The following is a 17,772-nucleotide window of genomic DNA, read 5'->3' as shown; positions in this document are numbered from 1 at the left end:
ATATTTTCGATTAACCGTCCGGTTTAGCCCTTTGGTAGGGACTTGCCCGCATATTCGCTCGCAGATGGCGGGTGATCGATTTTGAGAGATCATGGGCATGATGCCGCACCGTCATACCGGTAGAGCCGGTATGTAAAAAATACCTGTAAAATCAAGGTACGAGTACCATGTCCAGCATCATGACGAACAGCGCCGCATTGACGGCCCTGCAGAGCCTCAACGCCACCAGCAAATCCCTCACCGACACCCAGGCCCGCATCTCGACCGGCTACAAGGTCTCGCAGGCTTCGGACAACGCCGCCTACTGGTCGATCGCCACCACGATGCGCTCCGACAACCAGGCAATGTCCACCGTTTCGGACGCTCTCGGCCTCGGCGCCTCCAAGGTCGACACAGCCTATACCGGCATGAGTAGCGCGATCGATACCATCAACCAGATCAAGACCAAGCTGGTCGCGTCCTACGGCCAGACGGACGCCTCCAAGGAAAAGACCCAGGTCGAAATCGCCGCCCTTCAGAACCAGTTGAAGGCCTACGCCGATGGCGCCACCTTCTCCGGCACCAACATGCTTTCGGTGTCCACTGCGACAGGCACCGCGGCCGACGTGAAGATTGTTTCGGCCTTCAACCGCGACGCGACCGGCGCGGCTTCGATCTCGACGATCGATGTCAATGTGGAAAGCATCAAGCTGTACGATGCCGGCGCGGCACCAACCGCCAAGGGTATTCTCGACACGGCTCGCCTCGGCACCACGGGCGCTGCTGTTGCCACGGCCTCGAACCCCACCCTGGGTGCTGCAGCAGCGGCAACCGACACCTATTCGGTTGCCTCGCTCACTATCTTTTCGGGTGGCACGGCTGCCAGCGATAGCCAGATCGCGCAGCAGATGAACGTCGTCGACGCCGCGCTCAAGGCCATGACCAACGCCGCCACCACGCTCGGCGCCGCCAAGAGCAGTATCGACCTGCAGAAGACCTTCACCTCGAACCTGATGGACTCCATCGATCGCGGTGTCGGCCAGCTCGTCGATGCGGACATGAACAAGGAATCGACCCGTCTGCAGGCCCTGCAGGTCCAGCAGCAGCTCGGCATCCAGGCGCTGTCGATCGCCAACGGTTCGTCGCAGTCGATCCTGTCGCTCTTCCGCGGCTAATCGCCTTCGCTCAACCACAGTTCGCACTAAAAATCGGGCCGCGCCAAAAGCGCGGCCCGATCTGCGTTTTGCTCCAGCCCCACGCAACCCTCGATGCTTAACTCTCAAAAGCCAGCTTTTAACAGGCTGTTAACCATGCCGCGCTAGTTATGGTTAACCAATAGCTTACGACAGTTGGCGAATCGGTCCGACCGGCACGATGCCACCCGTTGAACAGGCCCATCCGGCATGTCTGAGCATGTCGGCTTTTGAGAAGGAGCGACTTTCTTGGCGAGCATCATGACCAACGCTTCGGCGTTAACCGCACTTCAAAGCCTCAGCGCCACCAACAAGTCGCTTGAACAGACGCAGGCCCGCATATCGACCGGTTACCGGGTCTCGCAGGCCTCGGACAACGCCGCCTACTGGTCGATCGCCACCACGATGCGCTCCGACAACGCGGCCCTGTCGACCGTGCAGGATGCACTCGGCCTCGGCGCCTCGAAGGTCGACGCCGCTTACACCGGCATGAACAATGTGCTGACAACGATCGGGCAGATCAAGACCAAGGTGCTGTCCATGGTCGGTCAGACGGATGCCGCCAAGGCAAAAACCCAGACCGAGATCAAGGCGCTTCAGACGCAGATGAAGTCGTTTGCCGATGCGGCGACCTTCTCCGGCTCGAATTTCCTGGCGGTGACCTCCAAGCAGACTGCCGCCCCCAATGATGGCGTTCAGCCCGACTCGCAGATCGTGTCCTCATTCAATCGCTCCTCATCCGGCGCAGTGTCGATCGGAACGATCAACATCGATGTCGAGGGCACCAAGCTTTTCGACTACGGCCTCGCCGCCGAGGTCAAGAATTCCGGAACCCTCGATCGCAAAACCTCCATCTATTCCACGGGCGCCGCCCAGACCCTGTACGATAACGCCTATGCTGGCGTGATCGCGGGCGGAGGAACGGATATCGCCGCGAACACCGCCGGCCAGACGGCGGCGGGAGCGGTCGCCAAGGTCGACAATATTTCCGCCTATAACCTCGACATCACGGCCCCAGGGGTAACCGACGACATCATCACGCAGATGGTAACCAGGATGGACAAGGTCATGGCTCAACTGACCGACTCCGCCACCATCCTCGGCTCGGCCAAGAGCAGCATCGACCTGCAGAAGACCTTTACCCAGAGCTTGATGGACTCCATCGACCGCGGCGTCGGCCAGCTCGTCGATGCCGACATGAACAAGGAATCGACCCGCCTCCAGGCCCTGCAGGTGCAGCAGCAGCTCGGCATCCAGGCATTGTCGATCGCCAACGCCGCCTCGCAGTCGATCCTGTCACTGTTCAAGAGCTGATCACGGGCGCCCACCTTCCCATCAGATAATCGGGCCGCGCCGCAAGCGCGGCCCGATTTCATTTTCGCACAAGCTTCGAAGACTAGAGTTCCAGCGGACAATCATGCTGGGAGTCGTTGAACCGTGCCGGAACAGATCCAGAGCATCATCTCGAATCTCCGCGGGTTTGGCGTGAAGCGCCTCGCCATGCTGGCGGGCATCGCCATTCTGGTGATGGGCGTAATCGGCATCGCCTCGGTCTATCTCAACCGCCCCGCCTACGACACGCTCTATGTGGGACTAGACCGTGCCGACGTGAACCAGATCGGCCTGGTGCTGGGCGAAGCCGGTATCGGTTTCGATGTCGGCGCCGATGGGACCTCGGTTCTGGTGCCGGCCGGCACCACCGCTCAAGCCCGCATGCTGCTTGCCGAAAAGGGCCTGCCGACCAGCGCCAATGCCGGCTACGAATTGTTCGACAATGTCGGCTCGCTCGGCCTCACCTCCTTCATGCAGCAGATCACCCGCGTGCGCGCGCTTGAAGGCGAGATCGCCCGCACCATCCAGTCGATATCGGGCATCAAGGCTGCGCGGGTCCACATCGTCATGTCCGAACGCGCCAATTTTCGCCGCGACGAGCAGCAGCCCTCCGCTTCCGTGGTCATCCGCTACGCCGGCATCGACGCCGAGAAGAGCGCCATGTCGATCCGCCATCTCGTCGCCGCCGCCGTTCCCGGCCTGTCGGCCGACAAGGTGACCGTTCTCGATTCCAGCGGCAATCTGCTGGCCGCGGGCGACGACCCTTCCAACACCAGCGCCGCCCGCACGCTCGGCGTCGAGCAGACCGTCGAGGCGCAGATCGGAGACAACATCCGCCGTGCGCTGACGGCCTATCTCGGCCCCGACAATTTCCGCGCCAGCGTCAAGGCCGAGGTCAACACCGACACCCGCCAGACGGAAGAGACCATCTTCGATCCGAATTCCCGCGTCGAACGCTCGGTGCAGTCGGTGCGGGCCAACGAGAACAACAACCAGAAGCAGGCTTCCACTCCGGCCAGCGTCGAGCAGAACCTGCCCGAGACCCAGGCAACCGCCACCGATGGTCCGCAATCCTCCTCGCAAAACGACCGCAGGGAAGAGATCACCAACTACGAGATCAATTCCAAGAAGATCGCCACGGTCTCCAACGGTTACACCGTCACCAAGATGTCGATTGCCGTGGTCGTCAATCAGCAGCGGCTGACGGCCATCCTCGGCAAGGACGCCACGCCGGAGCAGATCGCCAAGCGCGTCGCCGAGATCCAGAAGATGGTCACGTCCGCCACCGGCCTGGACGAAAAGCGCGGCGACATCATCGACGTCTCGGCGGTCGAGTTCATCGACGGCCTGGATGGCGAGGCGATCCCGCAGGCGGGAATGCTCGATTCTATCGGCCAGCATGCCGGCACGATGATCAATGCCGGTGCCTTCATCGTCGTGGTGTTCCTGGTCGCCTTCTTCGGCCTGAGGCCGATGGCCGCGGCGCTGACGGCAAAGGCTACTCCGGCCCTGGCAGGTCCCAGCTTCGACGACGTCCAGCGCTCGCTGCCGACGCCGGAGGCAATGGCGGCCACCGACAGTGCCGCGATCGGGACCTTGCCAGGCACACGCCCAGGCCCCACGCCGCTCGACGATCTTCGCCAGAAGATCCGGCCGGCGCCGCAGGACAGGCTTGCCAGGATGGTCGATCTCAACGAGGAGCGCACCGCGCAGATCCTGCGCAAATGGGCTGCCCAGGAAGTGGCGGTGTAAACCATGCCCTCCGTAGCCCTCTTCGACCTTCTGCCCGATTTCGGGACGCGCGCGCAACGCGCCGGCCAGCCCCGGGCAGCAGTCGATCCCGACCACAAGCCCGAGACGCCGGCGCCACAAGCCGATATCGGCACGCTGATCGCCGAGGCGGTTGCCCAGGCGGAGGCAGCGCTGGAGGTCCGCCTGTCGGCTGCGCATGACGCCGCGCTCGAAGCCGAACGCCAGGCCAGTGCCGAGGAAGCAAGGATATTTCTCGAAAGCCTCGGCGACGATGTCGGCAAGGCTGTCTCGTTTCGCATCGATGCGATGGAGGCGCGCGTGACCGGACTTGTCGCCGCCACGGTCGCCCGCATCATCGGCGGCATCGTCAGCGACGATCTGCAGAAACGTTCGATCGATGCGTTGGCCGGCGCCGTTCGCGAAGCGGTTGGCGATGCCGAAGCGGTGCGCATCGTCGTGCGCGGCCCGCTCTCGATGTTCGAAACACTGAAGGCGTCGCTCGGACCCCGCGCCGCCAATCTCGATTTTGTCGAGACGCCAGGCTTCGACCTGACCGTCGCCATCGACGAGGCGGTGTTCGAGACGCGCATGGCCGAATGGTCGACGACCCTCTCGGAGGTCCTGGCATGAGCGTCGCCGACGCCGATCACGGCCGCCACGAGATCATCATCGTGCGGCGCAGTCATGACGACCATGACGAAGCCCACCATGGCGGCGTCTGGAAGATCGCCTTCGCCGACTTCATGACGGCCATGATGTGCTTCTTCCTGGTCATGTGGCTGATCAACGCCGCCAACGAGCAGACCAAGGCAGCCGTCGCCAGCTACTTCAACCCGGTCAAGCTGGTCGACCGCAATTCGAGCCGCAAGGGCCTGGAGGATCTCGGCGACGGCCCGCGCGCCATGGGGCTGACGGCCGACGATCCGCAAGAGGCGACCAGCAAAGCCGGACAGAACGGCAATGCCGGCGCGGGCGCGTCGGACCGCAAGCAGGACAAGCAGGAGCCGCAGCAGGCGGAACGCACCGACGATCATCTCTTCGCCGACCCCTACGCGGTGCTTTCGGAAATCGCCGCGGATACCGGCGTCATGCAGAATGTCAGCCAGAAAGGCGACGGCGGCGTGCAGGCTGCCGGACCGGCTACCGGCGCCTCCGGTGGCGCCTCCTACCGCGATCCCTTCGAGCCGGATTTCTGGTCGCAGCAGGTCGCGGCGCCCGGCGCCGAGGCCAGCGCCGAGCGCACCAAGATCGAGGGCGATCCGGCCAAGCCCGGCGACAAGACCGCCGAAACGCAAGTGCTCAAAGTCAAAGCCGTGCCGCCTGTCGCGGCACCGCTCGAGCCGCTGGCTAAGGACGCGACCGGCAAGCAGGCCGCGAACCCTGCCACGGCAATGGCCGGCGAGACCAAACCGGACGGCACCACGGTCGCGGGCGGAGCGAAAGCCGCGACGCAAAACGCCACCAAGCCCGACATCGGCGAGAAGGCACCAACCGCGGCTGCCGTGAAGGCAGCGGCCGACGTCAAGCGGCAGTTGGCCGATGCTTTCAAGCCTGGCGACAAGCTGCACGACGGCGTCTCGGTCGAAGCCACCGACAAGGGCGTCATCATCTCGATCACCGACCAGTTCGACTTCGGCATGTTCGAGGTCGGCTCGGCGTTGCCGAGACGCGAACTGGTGCTGGCGATGGAGAAGATCGGCCGCATCATCAATAGCCAGAAGGGCACCATCAGCATCAACGGCCACACCGATGCCCGGCCGTTCCGCAGCGACAGCTACGACAATTGGCGGCTGTCGACGGCACGCGCGCATTCCGCCTATTACATGCTGGTGCGCGGCGGCGTCGACGAACGCCGCATCACCGAGGTCGCCGGCTTCGCCGACCGCCAGCCGAAAATAGCAGCCGATCCATTGGCGGCCGCGAACCGCCGCATCGAGATCCTGATGGCGACCGGCGGATGAAGCGAGCGGCCGTCACCCGCCGGTTGATTGGCCTGTTGCTGCTGGCCGGCGGACACCCGTCGACCGGTTTCGCCCAGGATACGCTGCAGCCGTATCAGTTGGTGCGCTCGCTGCAACTCATCCAGGACCGCATAGCCGCCGGCGATCATGCCGCCCTGCCGATGCAAGCCAAGCTGCTGGAGATGGCAGATGCGCGCCTGCGGGCGGCGAATGCCGAGGACTACAAGGATCCCAAGAACTTTCGAGCTCTGCTTGTCTACGGCATGAGCGGCGGCAACCCGGTGACCGTCGAAGCGGCCACGTCGCGCGCTATGACGGACCCGCAAAGCCTTGCCATCGCCAAAGGCGTGATTGATTACCTCAACGGCCGGCCCGGCGAGGCTATCGAAGCCTTGAGGCCGATCGATCCCATGGCGCTGCCTCCGGATCTCGGCGCCTTCCTCGCCCTGGTCAAAGGCTCACTGCTTGCCGGCGATCAACCGGCGACCGCACTCCGTCTGCTCGACGAGGCAAGATTGCTCAGCCCCGGCACGCTGGTCGAGGAAGCGGCACTTCGCCGTTCGGTTGGCCTTGCAGTCGCGCAAGGCGACGCGGCACGCTTCGCCCTTGCTTCCACCCAATATGTCGAGCGCTATCTCTATTCGCCCTATGCCAGCCAGTTCGCCGACTCCTTCGTCTCCGGCGTCATCGCGCTGCACATGTCGATCAGCCAGGACAAGCTGGGCGACATCACCTCGATGATGGATCCCGAGCGCGAGAAGGTGATCTATCTGCGCATCGCCCGCCGAGCCGCGATAGACGGCCTGAACGACTTGTCGGCCTTCGCTTCGGCGCGGGCGGAACAGGGCCGCGACGGCAACACCAATCAGGACGATCCACGCGCCCTGCTCTATGCCAGCCTTTCCACCGTCACCTCGGGTACAATCGAGGACGTTCGCGCCAAGCTCGGCAAGATCGACCGCAGCCGGCTGTCGGAGGGCGACCGCGCTTTGCTCGACGCCGCGCAGGCCATTGCCGGCGAGGTCGTCGCGCCGCCCACCGCCCTTCCGGCGGAAAAGCCTGCCCCAGTTCCTGCCGCCGCGGCGCAGCCGGTGCCCGAGATCGCCACGGCGCAAGGCGCCGATGACAGTGGCCTGCCACCGGTCGAAGGCGCCATCTCGGAGCAACCCGCCGTCACCGCGGCCTCCGGCGGACCAGCCGCCAATGCGCCGGACATGGCAGCAGCGGCATCCGCCGACCCTGCGACTGTCATGCCGGCGTCGGCACCGTCACCCGCAGCCGGTCCAGAGCCCGCCGATCCGACCGACGCCGCCATGACCAGAACACGTCGACAGCTCGACCTGATCGACCAGATGCTTGGAGCCGCCCCAAAATGACCACCAGCCTCGGCTCGGCCTTGCCAGGATTTGCCTCCACGCGCGCGACGTCGGAGCAGCCTGCCGCGAACGGCAGGAACGATGACGCCGGCTTCGGCAAGATGCTGCGCGACGATGCCCGCCCGGAACGGCAGCCGTCGACAGAGGCGGGATCGCGCGACCAGCGCTGGAGCAAGCTCGCTGCCGGCCTTGCCGGGCATGACGCCAAGGCCGAACCGGCATCGGCCGAGCCCGGAAGGACCACCTCGGCCAAAGTGGCAAGCGTGAAAGCCGGCAAGGACGAATTGGAAGCAAAGGTGCACAAGGCCGACGCCGGAGAGACGGCGCCGGATGCCGGGCCGCTTCAGGACGACCTGCCGCTGCTGATCGCGTTTCATGACCTGCGGCATTTCGCGACAACGGCCAAGGCAGCCGGGGGCAATACGGCCACCGGCGAGAATCCGTCGGACCCGGCGCTCGATGGGCAGGCTTCACTGCCAAAGACCTACCGGCCAAAAGCCGCGGGCGGACGCGAAGCACTCGAAACCATGTCGAAGCCGGAGCAGGCGTCGATCGTCGACGGACCTTTGACGGCGCTTGACGGTCAGTCGCCGAGCGCTGCCTCCAGCGCGCCAAAACGCGACGCCGCAGCGGCGGCCCAGAAGCTGTCGGACGCACCGGCCGCCGATGTGCCCGGCGTGCGGTCGAAGCACACCGCGAATGCGATGAAGAGCATCGAGGATGTCCAGTCCTCGATGCGTCCAGAAGCGGGAAAACAGTCCCTGTCCACTGCGCGCATCGACGTGGTGTCGGAACGGAGTTTCCCCGCACCGCCGCAAAGTCCCATCAGCCAGGCAGCCCTCAATGTGATCAACGCCATAGCCGCCGACGCCGGGCCGCAAAAGGCGCTTTCAGCCTCACCCACGACCACCCATCTGGCCAGCTCTGTTGCCGTTCCGACACATGTGTTGAAGATCGAACTCCACCCCGCCGAACTCGGCATGGTGACGGCCAATCTTCGCCTCTCCGGGGAACAACTTTCGATTGAGCTGAAGCCTGAAACGCACGACGCTTATCGTCGGCTGTCCGCCGACAGCGAGGCCATCGTCAAGTCACTGCGGGGGCTCGGCTTCGAGGTTGACAAGGTCACGATACTGCAACCTTCGGTAGCAGCTCCCGCTACAACCCGGACGGATGCAACCGCTCCTATGGCGGCGGCGACAGGCCGCGATCCAGCATCCTTTCAACCGGGGAATTCGGGCAGCGGCAATGGTGGAGCCGGCGGCCAGCAACCGGGCCAGCAATCCTCAGGGAAACGCAACGATGACGCGCAGGACTACGGCCGCGGCACTTCGCCTGCTCGCGAGCGCGCTGGCGGCGATATCTTTATCTAGCGCGGCAAACGCCGCCGCAGCCGCGGCCAACCCCTGCGAGCCGGAGATCCTGCGCGCCGCCGATCGTTATGGCGTGCCCGCCGGCATCCTCTATGCCGTTGGCCTGACGGAGACCGGAAACAAGGGCAGCCTTCAACCCAATGCCTTGAATATAGAAGGAAAAGCAGTCTTTCCGAGGAGCCGGACCGAGGCCCTTGCCGCCTTCGCCAATGCCCGGCGCGAGGGCAAGACCCTGATCGATCTGGGCTGCATGCAGATCAATCACCACTATCACGCATCGCATTTTCGCAGCGTCGAGGACATGCTCGACCCACGCCAGAACGTCGACTATGCGGCGCGCTTCCTGGCCAGCCTTCATGCCCGTCACGAGACCTGGTCGATGGCCGTTGCCCGCTATCATGCCGGTCCCGACAACGACCCGGCGCAGAAGATCTATGTCTGCCGCGTCATTGCCAACATGGTCGCCACCGGCTTTGGAAAATGGACCGCGAACGCCCGCGGCTTCTGCAACCCGTAAGCGCATTTCCCGTTACTAATAGACCAACCGTACAACCCGAATTGTTGGTTTGACTTGATCATACCTTGCCGCCGAAAGCACATCTGGCCGCCCGCTAATGCAACCGGTACGATTCCAGACTCCCAAGAAACTAGCTACAAGAAATGACGGTTGTTCAGGATTCCCGCCAGCGGATACGCCTCTCTTCACGGGGCAAATGATTTGATTCGGAAGGCGGGGCCGATGATTGTGATCGTTGACGAGCGCGAGCTCGTAACAGAGGGATACAATTCACTTTTCGATCGTGAGGGCATCGCCTGTGCAGGCTTTGCGTCCGGCGAATTCGGTGAGTGGGTGAACTCGGCCGCGGACACCGATCTGCGCTCGGTCCGGGCCTTCCTCATCGGCGACTGCCGCGAAGGTTCCATCTCTCCCCGCCAGATCCGCGACCGCACCGGCGCTCCGGTCATTGCGCTCAGCGAACAGCATTCGCTGGAGAACACGCTGCGGTTGTTCGAGAGCGGCGTCGACGACGTCATTCGCAAGCCCGTCCATATCCGCGAGATTCTGGCCCGCATCACCGCCATCCGCCGCCGCGCCCAGGAAGACGTCGCCTACACCGAGATCGGCGCCATGCGCATCTTCATGGACGGCCGCGACCCCGAGATCGACGGTCAGCCCCTCCCCCTGCCGCGCCGCGAGCGCCGCATCCTCGAATATCTGGCGAGCAATCGGGGGCGCCGTGTCACCAAGACCCAGGTTTTCAATGCCATCTACGGCATCTTCGACGAAGAGGTCGAGGAGAACGTGGTGGAAAGCCACATCAGCAAACTGCGCAAGAAGCTGCGCGAGAAGCTGGGCACCGACCCGATCGATTCCAAGCGTTTCCTCGGCTACCGGCTCGTCTTCTGATGCAGCGCCGCGCCAGCCTCGCGCAAGAAAACATGCGTAGCCTCGTAGCCAGCAGCATGGACACAGCGGAGACGTTTCGATGAGCCTCTACGGAATGATGCGGACCGGCGTCTCCGGCATGAACGCCCAGGCAAACCGCCTGTCGACGGTCGCCGACAACATCGCCAATTCCGACACCACCGGCTACAAGCGGTCCTCCGCCGAATTCTCGACGCTGGTCATGCCGTCGACCGGCGGTGCCTATAATTCCGGCGGCGTCACCACCACGATCCGCCAGGCGGTCAGCGATCCGGGTGTGCTTCAGTACACGACCTCGGTTTCCGACCTTGCCGTCAGCGGCGATGGCTTCTTTGTCGTTCAGGATCCGAGCGGCACCCCCTACCTGACCCGGGCCGGCGCTTTCGTTCCCGACGGTCAAGGCAGACTGGTCAACTCGGCCGGCTTCCAGCTGATGGCGTACAGCTACGACAACGGCGTACCGGCAGCGACGGTCAATGGCTTCGAGGGGTTGGTCCCGGTTGTCATCTCCGACCAGGGAATGACCGCAACGCCGAGCACCGAGGGCAGCTATGCCGGCAACCTGCCGGCCGGCGCGACCCCGGTCGCCGCCGGCAATCTGCCCACCACCAATGCTGTCGGCGCGCAGTACACCTCGAAATCCTCGATGGTTGCCTACGACAATCTCGGCAACAAGAAGCTGCTCGACGTCTATTTCACCAACACCGGCGCCGGCACCTGGCAGGTCTCGGTCTTCGATCAGTCTCAGGCCACGGCCGGGACAGCATTCCCCTATACCGGCGGCGCGCTGGGCTCGGCCAACCTGACGTTCGACGCCACCACTGGCAAGCTCACCGGCGCCGTCGACAGCGTCTCCCTCACCGTGCCCAACGGCGCCGCCTTTTCGCTCGATCTGTCTGCGCTGACCCAGCTTGGCGCCGGCTTCACGGTTTCCGACGCCCAGGTCAACGGCAACGCGCCGAGCACCATCGACAAGGTTCAGATCAGCAAGGACGGCACCATCTACGCGCAGTACAAGGACGGCTCCACCAAGCCGCTCTACAAGATCCCGCTGGCTGACGTACAGAGCCCGGATCAGCTCACCGCGCTGCCTGGCAACGTCTATTCGCAGGGCACCGAGTCCGGCGCGGTTCGTGTCGGCTTTGCCAATGAAGGCAAGCTCGGCTCCATCATCTCCGGCGCGCTCGAGAATTCCAACGTCGACATCGCCGAAGAGCTGACCAACATGATCGCGGCGCAGCGCAGCTACACCGCCAATTCGAAAGTCTTCCAGACCGGTTCCGATCTGATGGACGTCCTTGTCAACCTGAAGAGATAAGACGGGCGTCGCCCGCGAAAGACCCGCATGTCACTGTCTACCGCATTGAGTATCGCCCAGTCGGCGCTTATGAACACCGCGCGACAGACCAGCGTTGTCTCGCGCAACGTGGCCGACGCCTCCAACCCGGACTATTCACGGCGTCAGGCCGTCGTCACCAGCACGGCGCCGGGCGCGCGTTCGGTCGATATCCAGCGCGCAGCCAACGAGCTTTTGTTTCGCCAGAATCTCGGCGCGCTGTCGGCCTGGAGCGGGCAGAACGCGCTCTACAGCGGCATGGATCAGCTGGGCGTTGCGGTCAATGGCGTCGACAATGCGTCCTCGCCCTCGACCGCGATCGCCAACCTGCAGCAGGCGCTGCAGCTCTACGCCACCTCGCCGTCGAACCAGAACCTCGGCGCCTCGGTCATCGACGCCGCCAAGCAGGTCGTGCGCTCGCTCAATGAGGGCTCCAAGGCAGTCCAGGATTTCCGCACCCAGACCGACGGCCAGATCGCCACCGCCGTCGATGACCTGAACTCGCTGCTCAGCCAGTTCCAGGATGCCAACACGGCGGTCATGTCCGGAACCCGTTCCGGCACCGACGTTTCCGATGCGCTCGACCAGCGCGACGCGCTTTTGAAGAAGATTTCGAACTATGTCCCGGTGTCGACCTTCACGCGAGGCGACAATGACATGGTCATCACCACCGGTGACGGCACGACTTTGTTCGAGACGATACCGCGCACGGTCACCTTCGCGGCGTCGGCAGGCTATACCGCGGGTGCCGCCGGCAATGCCGTTTACATCGACAACGTGCCGATCTCGGCGGGAGCCGGCGGCAACACCAGCGCCAGCGGCACGCTTGCCGGCCTGCTGCAATTGCGCGACGGCGTCGCCTCGACCATGCAGAGCCAGCTCGATGAGACCGCGCGTGGCCTGATCACCGCTTTTGCCGAGACCGCACCCTCGATGGCCAATGCCGCCGGCCTGTTCACCTGGTCGGGAGCGCCGGCCGTGCCGGCCGCCGGCACGCTGGTCACCGGCCTTGCCGCGTCCATCAGCGTCAATGCAGCGATGGACCCGAGCACCGGCGGCAACCCGACGCTGCTGCGCGACGGCGGTGCCAACGGTGCGGCCTATGTCGCCAACACGGGCGGCGGCGCGTCCTATTCCACCCTTCTGGTTGCCTATGGCGACCGGCTCGACCAGCCGATGACTTTCGACCCCGCCGCCGGCGTTTCGGCAACCTCCAGCGTATCCGACTACGCCGCCAGTTCGATCGGTTGGTTCGAGAGCGTGCGCCAGCAGGCTTCGACCGCCTCCGACGCCAAGGAAGCACTGGCATCGCGCAGCGCCGAGGCGCTGTCCAACGCGACCGGGGTCAATGTCGACCAGGAAATGTCGCTGCTGCTCGACCTCGAACACACCTACCAGGCATCAGCCCGGATGATGAAAACCGTCGACGACATGTTGACGGCCTTGCTCAACGCGGTGGGATAATTCCATGACTTCAGTCTCCTCGGCCGCAATCTCCAATGCCATGCGCTCCCAGCAGATGCGCATGCAGGCCGAACTCGTCAAAGCCACCAAAGAATCCTCGACGGGCCGGGTCGCTGACGTCGGCCTGGCTCTCGGTGGGCGCACCACCCAGGCCGTCACCTTCCAGCGCGATCTTGACCGGCTCAACGTCATCATCGATTCCAACGGCCTGGTCGGCGCCCGGCTTTCCTCGACGCAGACCTCGCTTGGTCAGCTCTCCACCGCCGCGCAGACCTTCCTGTCCGCCCTGACCACCGCTTCCTCGAGCGACTCGTCCAACAGCCTCACCCGGGACTCCGGCAAGGCGACCATCCAGCAGCTGACCTCGATCCTCAACACCAGCGTTAATGGTGAATATCTGTTTGCCGGCACCAACACAGACGTCAAGCCGATCAACGATTTCACCGCTGCCGGCTCTCCTGCCAAGGCTGCATTCGATACCGCTTTCCTCACCAATTTCGGTTTCACCCAGGACGACCCGGCAGCGGCCAACATCACGGCTGCCCAGATGGACGATTTCATCACCAATGATGTCGTGCCGCAGTTCACGGGCGCGGGTTGGCAAGGCAACTGGTCGAACGCCACCGACCAGCAGATCGTCAGCCGCATCGCACTCAACGAAACCACACCGACTTCGACCAGCGCCAACAGCGATGGCATTCAGAAACTCGCCATGGCGGCAGCCATGGTCAGCAGCCTGATGTCCAGCAACATCAGCCAGGCGGCGAAGAATACGGTTGTCAGCCGCTCGACCACATTGGTTGGCGAAGCGCTGAGCGGCATTGGCCAGCTTCAATCCGAGACCGGCATCGTCCAGAAGCGGGTTTCCGATGCCAACGATCGGATGAAAACGCAGGTCGACCTTTTCGAACGGCACATTCTCGATCTGGAAGCCGTCGATCCGGCGGCAGCCGCGACACGGGTCGCGGACCTGACACAGCACATCGAAACGTCTTTCGCGTTGACCGCACGCCTGCAGCAGCTCAGCCTGTTGAATTACCTGACCTGACAACGCTTAACGGAACGGTAGAGCCCCAACGATGTACCAATTCTCCTACGCCGACATCCAGAGCAACTCCGTTGCCGACGCGAAGGACCGCGAGCGGGAGCTTCTGACCCGCTCGATCGACATGCTGGCGGCGGCAGCAGCGGCCGGCCACGATTCGATGGAGGCGATCGAGGCGCTTCACTTCACCAACCGCGTCTGGACCGCCTTCGTCGAGGATCTTGGCTCCAGCGACAACGCCCTGCCCAAGGAACTGCGCGCCAACCTCATTTCCATCGGCCTGTGGCTGCTGCGCGAGGCGGAGGACATCCGTCAGGGCCGCACCAACAATTTCGAAGGGTTGATCGAGGTGTCCCAGATCATCAGGGACGGCATTCAATGACCAACACGCTGAAGATATCGCTGAAGCCGAACGAAAAGATCTACATCAACGGCGCCGTCATCCGGGTCGACCGCAAGGTCACCGTCGAATTGATGAACGACGTCCAGTTCCTGCTCGAAAGCCACGTGATTCAGGCCGACGATGCCTCGACGCCGCTCAAGCAGCTTTATTTCATCCTGCAGGTCATGCTGATGAACCCGGCCGGCGCCGCCGCCGCACGCGACATGTTCCGCCGTTCGCTGCCGCTGCTTCTGGCAAGCTTCGAGGACACCCAGATCTGCAGCGCGCTGAAACAGATCGACCGCATGGTCGGCGAGGATCATATCTACGAGGCGCTGAAGGCGATCCGCGCGCTTTATCCGCTCGAACGCCGCGCGCTGGGTGGTAATGACGATGTTTCGGGTGCCGAGCGCCCGTTGGCTGTGGGAGCACGATACTGATGAACGTGGACATGACGACGACGATTCCGACCGGCGCCAATCAGGCCACGGCGTCGACCTCGAAGACAGCGGTCGACTACCAGTCGTTCCTGAAGCTTCTGATCGCCGAGATGAAGAACCAGGATCCAACCAAGCCGATGGATTCGACGCAATATGTCGCCCAGCTCGCCACCTTCTCTCAGGTCGAGCAATCGGTGCAGACCAACACCAAGCTCAATCAGATCATGCAGTCCTCGGCGCTGTCGCAGGCCGACGCACTGATCGGGCGCTCGATAACCTCCGCCGACGGCCTGACGACAGGCACCGTGGCTTCGGTGCGCCTCGCCAGCAACGGTCTCATCGCCGTGCTGCAGAACGGCACCGAAGTCGCGGTCGGTCCGGGAGTTTCGGTCAAGGCAGCAAGCTGACGCTTTCGGCAGAGAGCCAGTCCCATGAATGAGGCCGACGCTCTCGACATCGTCCAGTATGCGGTGTGGACGGTGCTCGTCGCGTCGGCTCCGGTGGTGCTGGTCGCCATGGTGGTCGGCATCGGCATCGCCCTCATCCAGGCGCTGACGCAGGTGCAGGAGATCACCTTGACCTTTGTGCCGAAAATCGTCGCCATCATGCTGGTGGTGGCGCTGACCGGCCCCTTCATCGGCAGCCAGATATCGGCCTTCACCAACGTCATCTTCGAGCGCATCCAGAACGGATTCTGAATCTGTTCCAGGATGGTGTGCCGCGGCATGCCGTTCGCAATTGTCTGAAGACAGAGCCGCCGATCCCCGCGGCACCTCCGGACCCACGGCGGACAAGGCCTGGACCGCCTCTATCCCATTGTTGGACCATGAGCTTTTTTGCCCTTTGCGGCGCCATGCCCTACTTTCGGCAAACGGTCTGCGCAAACGGATTGTCTGACGAGCAGGCACGACATGGCAGGAACCCCAAATGATTGACGAAAAGCCGGACAGCGAGAGCGTCTCGGCGCTGGCGCCCTTCCGTCACGGCATTTTCCGCGCCGTATGGGGCGCAAGTCTCGTCTCGAATTTCGGTGGCCTGATCCAGGGTGTCGGCGCCGCCTGGATGATGACCACGATCGCCACCTCGCCCTATCAGGTGGCCCTGGTCCAGGCTTCGACCACCTTGCCGATCATGCTGTTTGCACTCGTAGCCGGCGCCATCGCCGACAGTTTCGACCGGCGCAAGGTGATGCTGGTCGCCCAGACCTTCATGCTGGTGGTGTCGGTGCTCCTGACCGTGTTCACTTATTCCGGCCTGATCACGCCATGGACGCTGCTTGCCTTCACCTTCCTGATCGACAGCGGCACCGCGCTCAACAGCCCGTCATGGCAAGCCTCCGTCGGCGATATCGTACCCCGCAACAAGGTGCCGGCGGCCGTCGCCCTCAATTCGATGGGCTTTAACCTGACGCGCAGCGTCGGTCCGGCGATCGGCGGCATCATTGTCGCCGCGGCCGGTGCGGCGGCCGCCTTCGCGGCGAACGCGGTGAGCTATATCGGCCTGATCGTCGTGCTGGCGCGCTGGAAGCCGGACGTGCCCATGTCGACCTTGCCGCGCGAGTCGCTGGGGGCCGCCATGGGCGCCGGCCTGCGCTATGTCGCCATGTCGCCCAACATCGGCAAGGTGCTGGTCAGGGGAGCTGCGTTCGGCTTCAGTGCAGGCGCTGTGCTTGCGTTGCTGCCTCTGGTGGCGCGCGATGTCGTCAAGGGCGATGCGCTGACCTATGGCATCATGCTCGGCGCCTTCGGCATCGGCGCGGTCGGCGGCGCCTTGATCAGCGTCAGGCTGCGGCAGTTGCTGTCTAGCGAGACGATGGTGCGCTGTGCTTTTGCCGGCTTCGCTGTCTGCGCCTTCAATGCCGCCGTCAGCCAGCATGCCTGGCAGACGTCGCTCGGCCTGCTTGTCGGCGGCGCCTGCTGGGTGATCGCGCTTTCGCATTTCAACGTCACGGTGCAGATGGCGACGCCGCGCTGGGTGGTCGGCCGGGTGCTGTCGGTCTACCAGACCGCGACTTTCGGCGGCATCGCGCTCGGCAGCTGGATCTGGGGTGTCGTCGCCGATGCGCACGGCGCCGAAACCGCGCTGATCGCAGCCAGCGTCGCCATGCTGGCCGGCGGCGCCATCGGCCTTTTGCTCCCGCTGCCGCAACAGCAGGTGCTCAACCTCGACCCGCTCAATCGCTTCAAGGAACCGCACCTTGCGCTTGACCTGAAGCCGCGCAGTGGTCCCATCGCCATCATGATCGAGTATGTGATCCGGCACGAGGACGAACCGGAGTTCCTCGCCATCATGGCCGAACGCGGCCGCATCCGCCGTCGTGACGGCGCCCGCAACTGGACGCTGGCACGCGATCTCGAGAATCCCACCGTATGGATCGAGCATTATCACACGCCGACCTGGATCGAATATATCAGGCACAATGGACGCATCACCCATGCCGACGCCGTCATCGGCGAACGCGTGCGGGCCCTGCACAGCGGCGACGAACCGCCGCGCGTGCGGCGTATGATCGAGCGTCCGACCACCGCCGGCACGGCGCTTGTGATGGCCAAGGGACCGATCGAGCACTAGAGCGATTCCTATTTTGAGAGAATCGTAGGATTCCCAAAGCCGGATGTTTGTGATTCAAGATGCTGGCTGGATTGGAGGCCAGCATCTGATGACGCGAGCGCTTTCAAATGATCTTCGTGAGCGTGCAGTAGCGGCGGTTGGC

The 17,772-nt window shown here is 63.8% G+C and carries 17 protein-coding genes; all 17 read left to right on the top strand.

Annotated elements, in window-relative coordinates; genetic code table 11:
* Positions 1 to 167: 167 nt before the first annotated feature.
* The 17 genes from NKJ11_RS26940 to NKJ11_RS26860 all read left to right on the top strand — a co-directional run bounded on the left by NKJ11_RS26940 (position 168) and on the right by NKJ11_RS26860 (position 17,630).
* On the top strand, positions 168 to 1,154 hold the full coding sequence (locus NKJ11_RS26940; protein ID WP_023810008.1) for a flagellin N-terminal helical domain-containing protein: 987 nt from the start codon (positions 168 to 170) through the stop codon (positions 1,152 to 1,154).
* Positions 1,155 to 1,421: 267 nt separating this feature from the next.
* Positions 1,422 to 2,486: a flagellin N-terminal helical domain-containing protein gene (locus tag NKJ11_RS26935; RefSeq protein WP_127290416.1), complete on the top strand. Its 1,065-nt coding sequence runs from the start codon at positions 1,422 to 1,424 to the stop codon at positions 2,484 to 2,486.
* Positions 2,487 to 2,609: 123 nt separating this feature from the next.
* Entirely contained in the window at positions 2,610 to 4,256 is a 1,647-nt protein-coding gene (gene fliF, locus NKJ11_RS26930) for a flagellar basal-body MS-ring/collar protein FliF (protein WP_352775076.1), read from the top strand.
* Positions 4,257 to 4,259: 3 nt separating this feature from the next.
* Positions 4,260 to 4,886 carry a hypothetical protein gene (locus tag NKJ11_RS26925; protein WP_352794701.1) on the top strand — a complete coding sequence of 209 codons (627 nt, stop codon included), beginning with the start codon at positions 4,260 to 4,262 and terminating at the stop codon, positions 4,884 to 4,886.
* Positions 4,883 to 6,217 carry a MotB family protein gene (locus tag NKJ11_RS26920; protein WP_352794700.1) on the top strand — a complete coding sequence of 445 codons (1,335 nt, stop codon included), beginning with the start codon at positions 4,883 to 4,885 and terminating at the stop codon, positions 6,215 to 6,217. The genes NKJ11_RS26925 and NKJ11_RS26920 overlap by 4 nt, the downstream gene beginning before the upstream one ends.
* Entirely contained in the window at positions 6,214 to 7,593 is a 1,380-nt protein-coding gene (locus tag NKJ11_RS26915; protein ID WP_352631636.1) for a MotC family chemotaxis protein, read from the top strand. Before NKJ11_RS26920 ends, NKJ11_RS26915 begins: the two co-directional genes overlap by 4 nt.
* Positions 7,590 to 8,966: a flagellar hook-length control protein FliK gene (fliK, locus tag NKJ11_RS26910; RefSeq protein WP_352794699.1), complete on the top strand. Its 1,377-nt coding sequence runs from the start codon at positions 7,590 to 7,592 to the stop codon at positions 8,964 to 8,966. Before NKJ11_RS26915 ends, fliK begins: the two co-directional genes overlap by 4 nt.
* The gene (locus NKJ11_RS26905) at positions 8,896 to 9,483 is read left to right on the top strand and encodes a transglycosylase SLT domain-containing protein (RefSeq protein ID WP_050592657.1); all 588 of its coding nucleotides are present in this window, start codon (positions 8,896 to 8,898) and stop codon (positions 9,481 to 9,483) included. Before fliK ends, NKJ11_RS26905 begins: the two co-directional genes overlap by 71 nt.
* 222 nt (positions 9,484 to 9,705) lie before the next feature.
* Complete coding sequence (locus NKJ11_RS26900; RefSeq protein WP_013529780.1) at positions 9,706 to 10,374, top strand: response regulator transcription factor; 669 nt, start codon at positions 9,706 to 9,708, stop codon at positions 10,372 to 10,374.
* 79 nt (positions 10,375 to 10,453) lie between these two features.
* Positions 10,454 to 11,710 (top strand): flagellar hook protein FlgE, encoded by a 1,257-nt coding sequence (locus tag NKJ11_RS26895; protein WP_352613314.1) that lies wholly within the window; start codon positions 10,454 to 10,456, stop codon positions 11,708 to 11,710.
* A 27-nt stretch (positions 11,711 to 11,737) separates the two neighbouring features.
* Positions 11,738 to 13,192, top strand: coding sequence for a flagellar hook-associated protein FlgK (gene flgK / locus NKJ11_RS26890; protein ID WP_128303090.1), 1,455 nt, complete (start codon positions 11,738 to 11,740; stop codon positions 13,190 to 13,192).
* A gap of 4 nt (positions 13,193 to 13,196) precedes the next feature.
* Complete coding sequence (locus tag NKJ11_RS26885; protein ID WP_023810017.1) at positions 13,197 to 14,240, top strand: flagellar hook-associated family protein; 1,044 nt, start codon at positions 13,197 to 13,199, stop codon at positions 14,238 to 14,240.
* A gap of 31 nt (positions 14,241 to 14,271) precedes the next feature.
* Positions 14,272 to 14,619: a flagellar biosynthesis regulator FlaF gene (flaF, locus tag NKJ11_RS26880; RefSeq protein WP_023810018.1), complete on the top strand. Its 348-nt coding sequence runs from the start codon at positions 14,272 to 14,274 to the stop codon at positions 14,617 to 14,619.
* Positions 14,616 to 15,059 carry a flagellar biosynthesis repressor FlbT gene (flbT, locus tag NKJ11_RS26875; protein WP_023810019.1) on the top strand — a complete coding sequence of 148 codons (444 nt, stop codon included), beginning with the start codon at positions 14,616 to 14,618 and terminating at the stop codon, positions 15,057 to 15,059. Before flaF ends, flbT begins: the two co-directional genes overlap by 4 nt.
* Complete coding sequence (gene flgD, locus NKJ11_RS26870; RefSeq protein WP_013529774.1) at positions 15,059 to 15,466, top strand: flagellar hook assembly protein FlgD; 408 nt, start codon at positions 15,059 to 15,061, stop codon at positions 15,464 to 15,466. Before flbT ends, flgD begins: the two co-directional genes overlap by 1 nt.
* Positions 15,467 to 15,490: 24 nt before the next feature.
* Positions 15,491 to 15,757: a flagellar biosynthesis protein FliQ gene (gene fliQ / locus NKJ11_RS26865; protein WP_013529773.1), complete on the top strand. Its 267-nt coding sequence runs from the start codon at positions 15,491 to 15,493 to the stop codon at positions 15,755 to 15,757.
* Between the two features lie 229 nt (positions 15,758 to 15,986).
* Positions 15,987 to 17,630, top strand: a complete 1,644-nt coding sequence (locus NKJ11_RS26860; RefSeq protein ID WP_128303092.1) for an MFS transporter — start codon at positions 15,987 to 15,989, stop codon at positions 17,628 to 17,630.
* Positions 17,631 to 17,772: the final 142 nt, after the last annotated feature.

It is taken from the genome of Mesorhizobium sp. M0243 (genome assembly GCF_040321775.1).
GTDB lineage: Bacteria > Pseudomonadota > Alphaproteobacteria > Rhizobiales > Rhizobiaceae > Mesorhizobium.
Note: the sequence above shows the minus strand (reverse complement) of the source record. Positions and strands in the feature narration are given on the sequence as shown.

Bases quoted from the DNA above. Each gene is read 5' to 3' on its own strand.
- NKJ11_RS26940 (WP_023810008.1), top strand. From the start codon at position 168: ATGTCCAGCATCATGACGAACAGCGCCGCATTGACGGCCCTGCAGAGC.
- NKJ11_RS26925 (WP_352794701.1), top strand. From the start codon at position 4,260: ATGCCCTCCGTAGCCCTCTTCGACCTTCTGCCCGATTTCGGGACGCGC.
- NKJ11_RS26920 (WP_352794700.1), top strand. From the start codon at position 4,883: ATGAGCGTCGCCGACGCCGATCACGGCCGCCACGAGATCATCATCGTG.
- NKJ11_RS26915 (WP_352631636.1), top strand. From the start codon at position 6,214: ATGAAGCGAGCGGCCGTCACCCGCCGGTTGATTGGCCTGTTGCTGCTG.
- fliK (WP_352794699.1), top strand. From the start codon at position 7,590: ATGACCACCAGCCTCGGCTCGGCCTTGCCAGGATTTGCCTCCACGCGC.
- NKJ11_RS26905 (WP_050592657.1), top strand. From the start codon at position 8,896: ATGACGCGCAGGACTACGGCCGCGGCACTTCGCCTGCTCGCGAGCGCG.
- NKJ11_RS26900 (WP_013529780.1), top strand. From the start codon at position 9,706: ATGATTGTGATCGTTGACGAGCGCGAGCTCGTAACAGAGGGATACAAT.
- NKJ11_RS26895 (WP_352613314.1), top strand. From the start codon at position 10,454: ATGAGCCTCTACGGAATGATGCGGACCGGCGTCTCCGGCATGAACGCC.
- flgK (WP_128303090.1), top strand. From the start codon at position 11,738: ATGTCACTGTCTACCGCATTGAGTATCGCCCAGTCGGCGCTTATGAAC.
- NKJ11_RS26885 (WP_023810017.1), top strand. From the start codon at position 13,197: ATGACTTCAGTCTCCTCGGCCGCAATCTCCAATGCCATGCGCTCCCAG.
- flaF (WP_023810018.1), top strand. From the start codon at position 14,272: ATGTACCAATTCTCCTACGCCGACATCCAGAGCAACTCCGTTGCCGAC.
- flbT (WP_023810019.1), top strand. From the start codon at position 14,616: ATGACCAACACGCTGAAGATATCGCTGAAGCCGAACGAAAAGATCTAC.
- flgD (WP_013529774.1), top strand. From the start codon at position 15,059: ATGAACGTGGACATGACGACGACGATTCCGACCGGCGCCAATCAGGCC.
- fliQ (WP_013529773.1), top strand. From the start codon at position 15,491: ATGAATGAGGCCGACGCTCTCGACATCGTCCAGTATGCGGTGTGGACG.
- NKJ11_RS26860 (WP_128303092.1), top strand. From the start codon at position 15,987: ATGATTGACGAAAAGCCGGACAGCGAGAGCGTCTCGGCGCTGGCGCCC.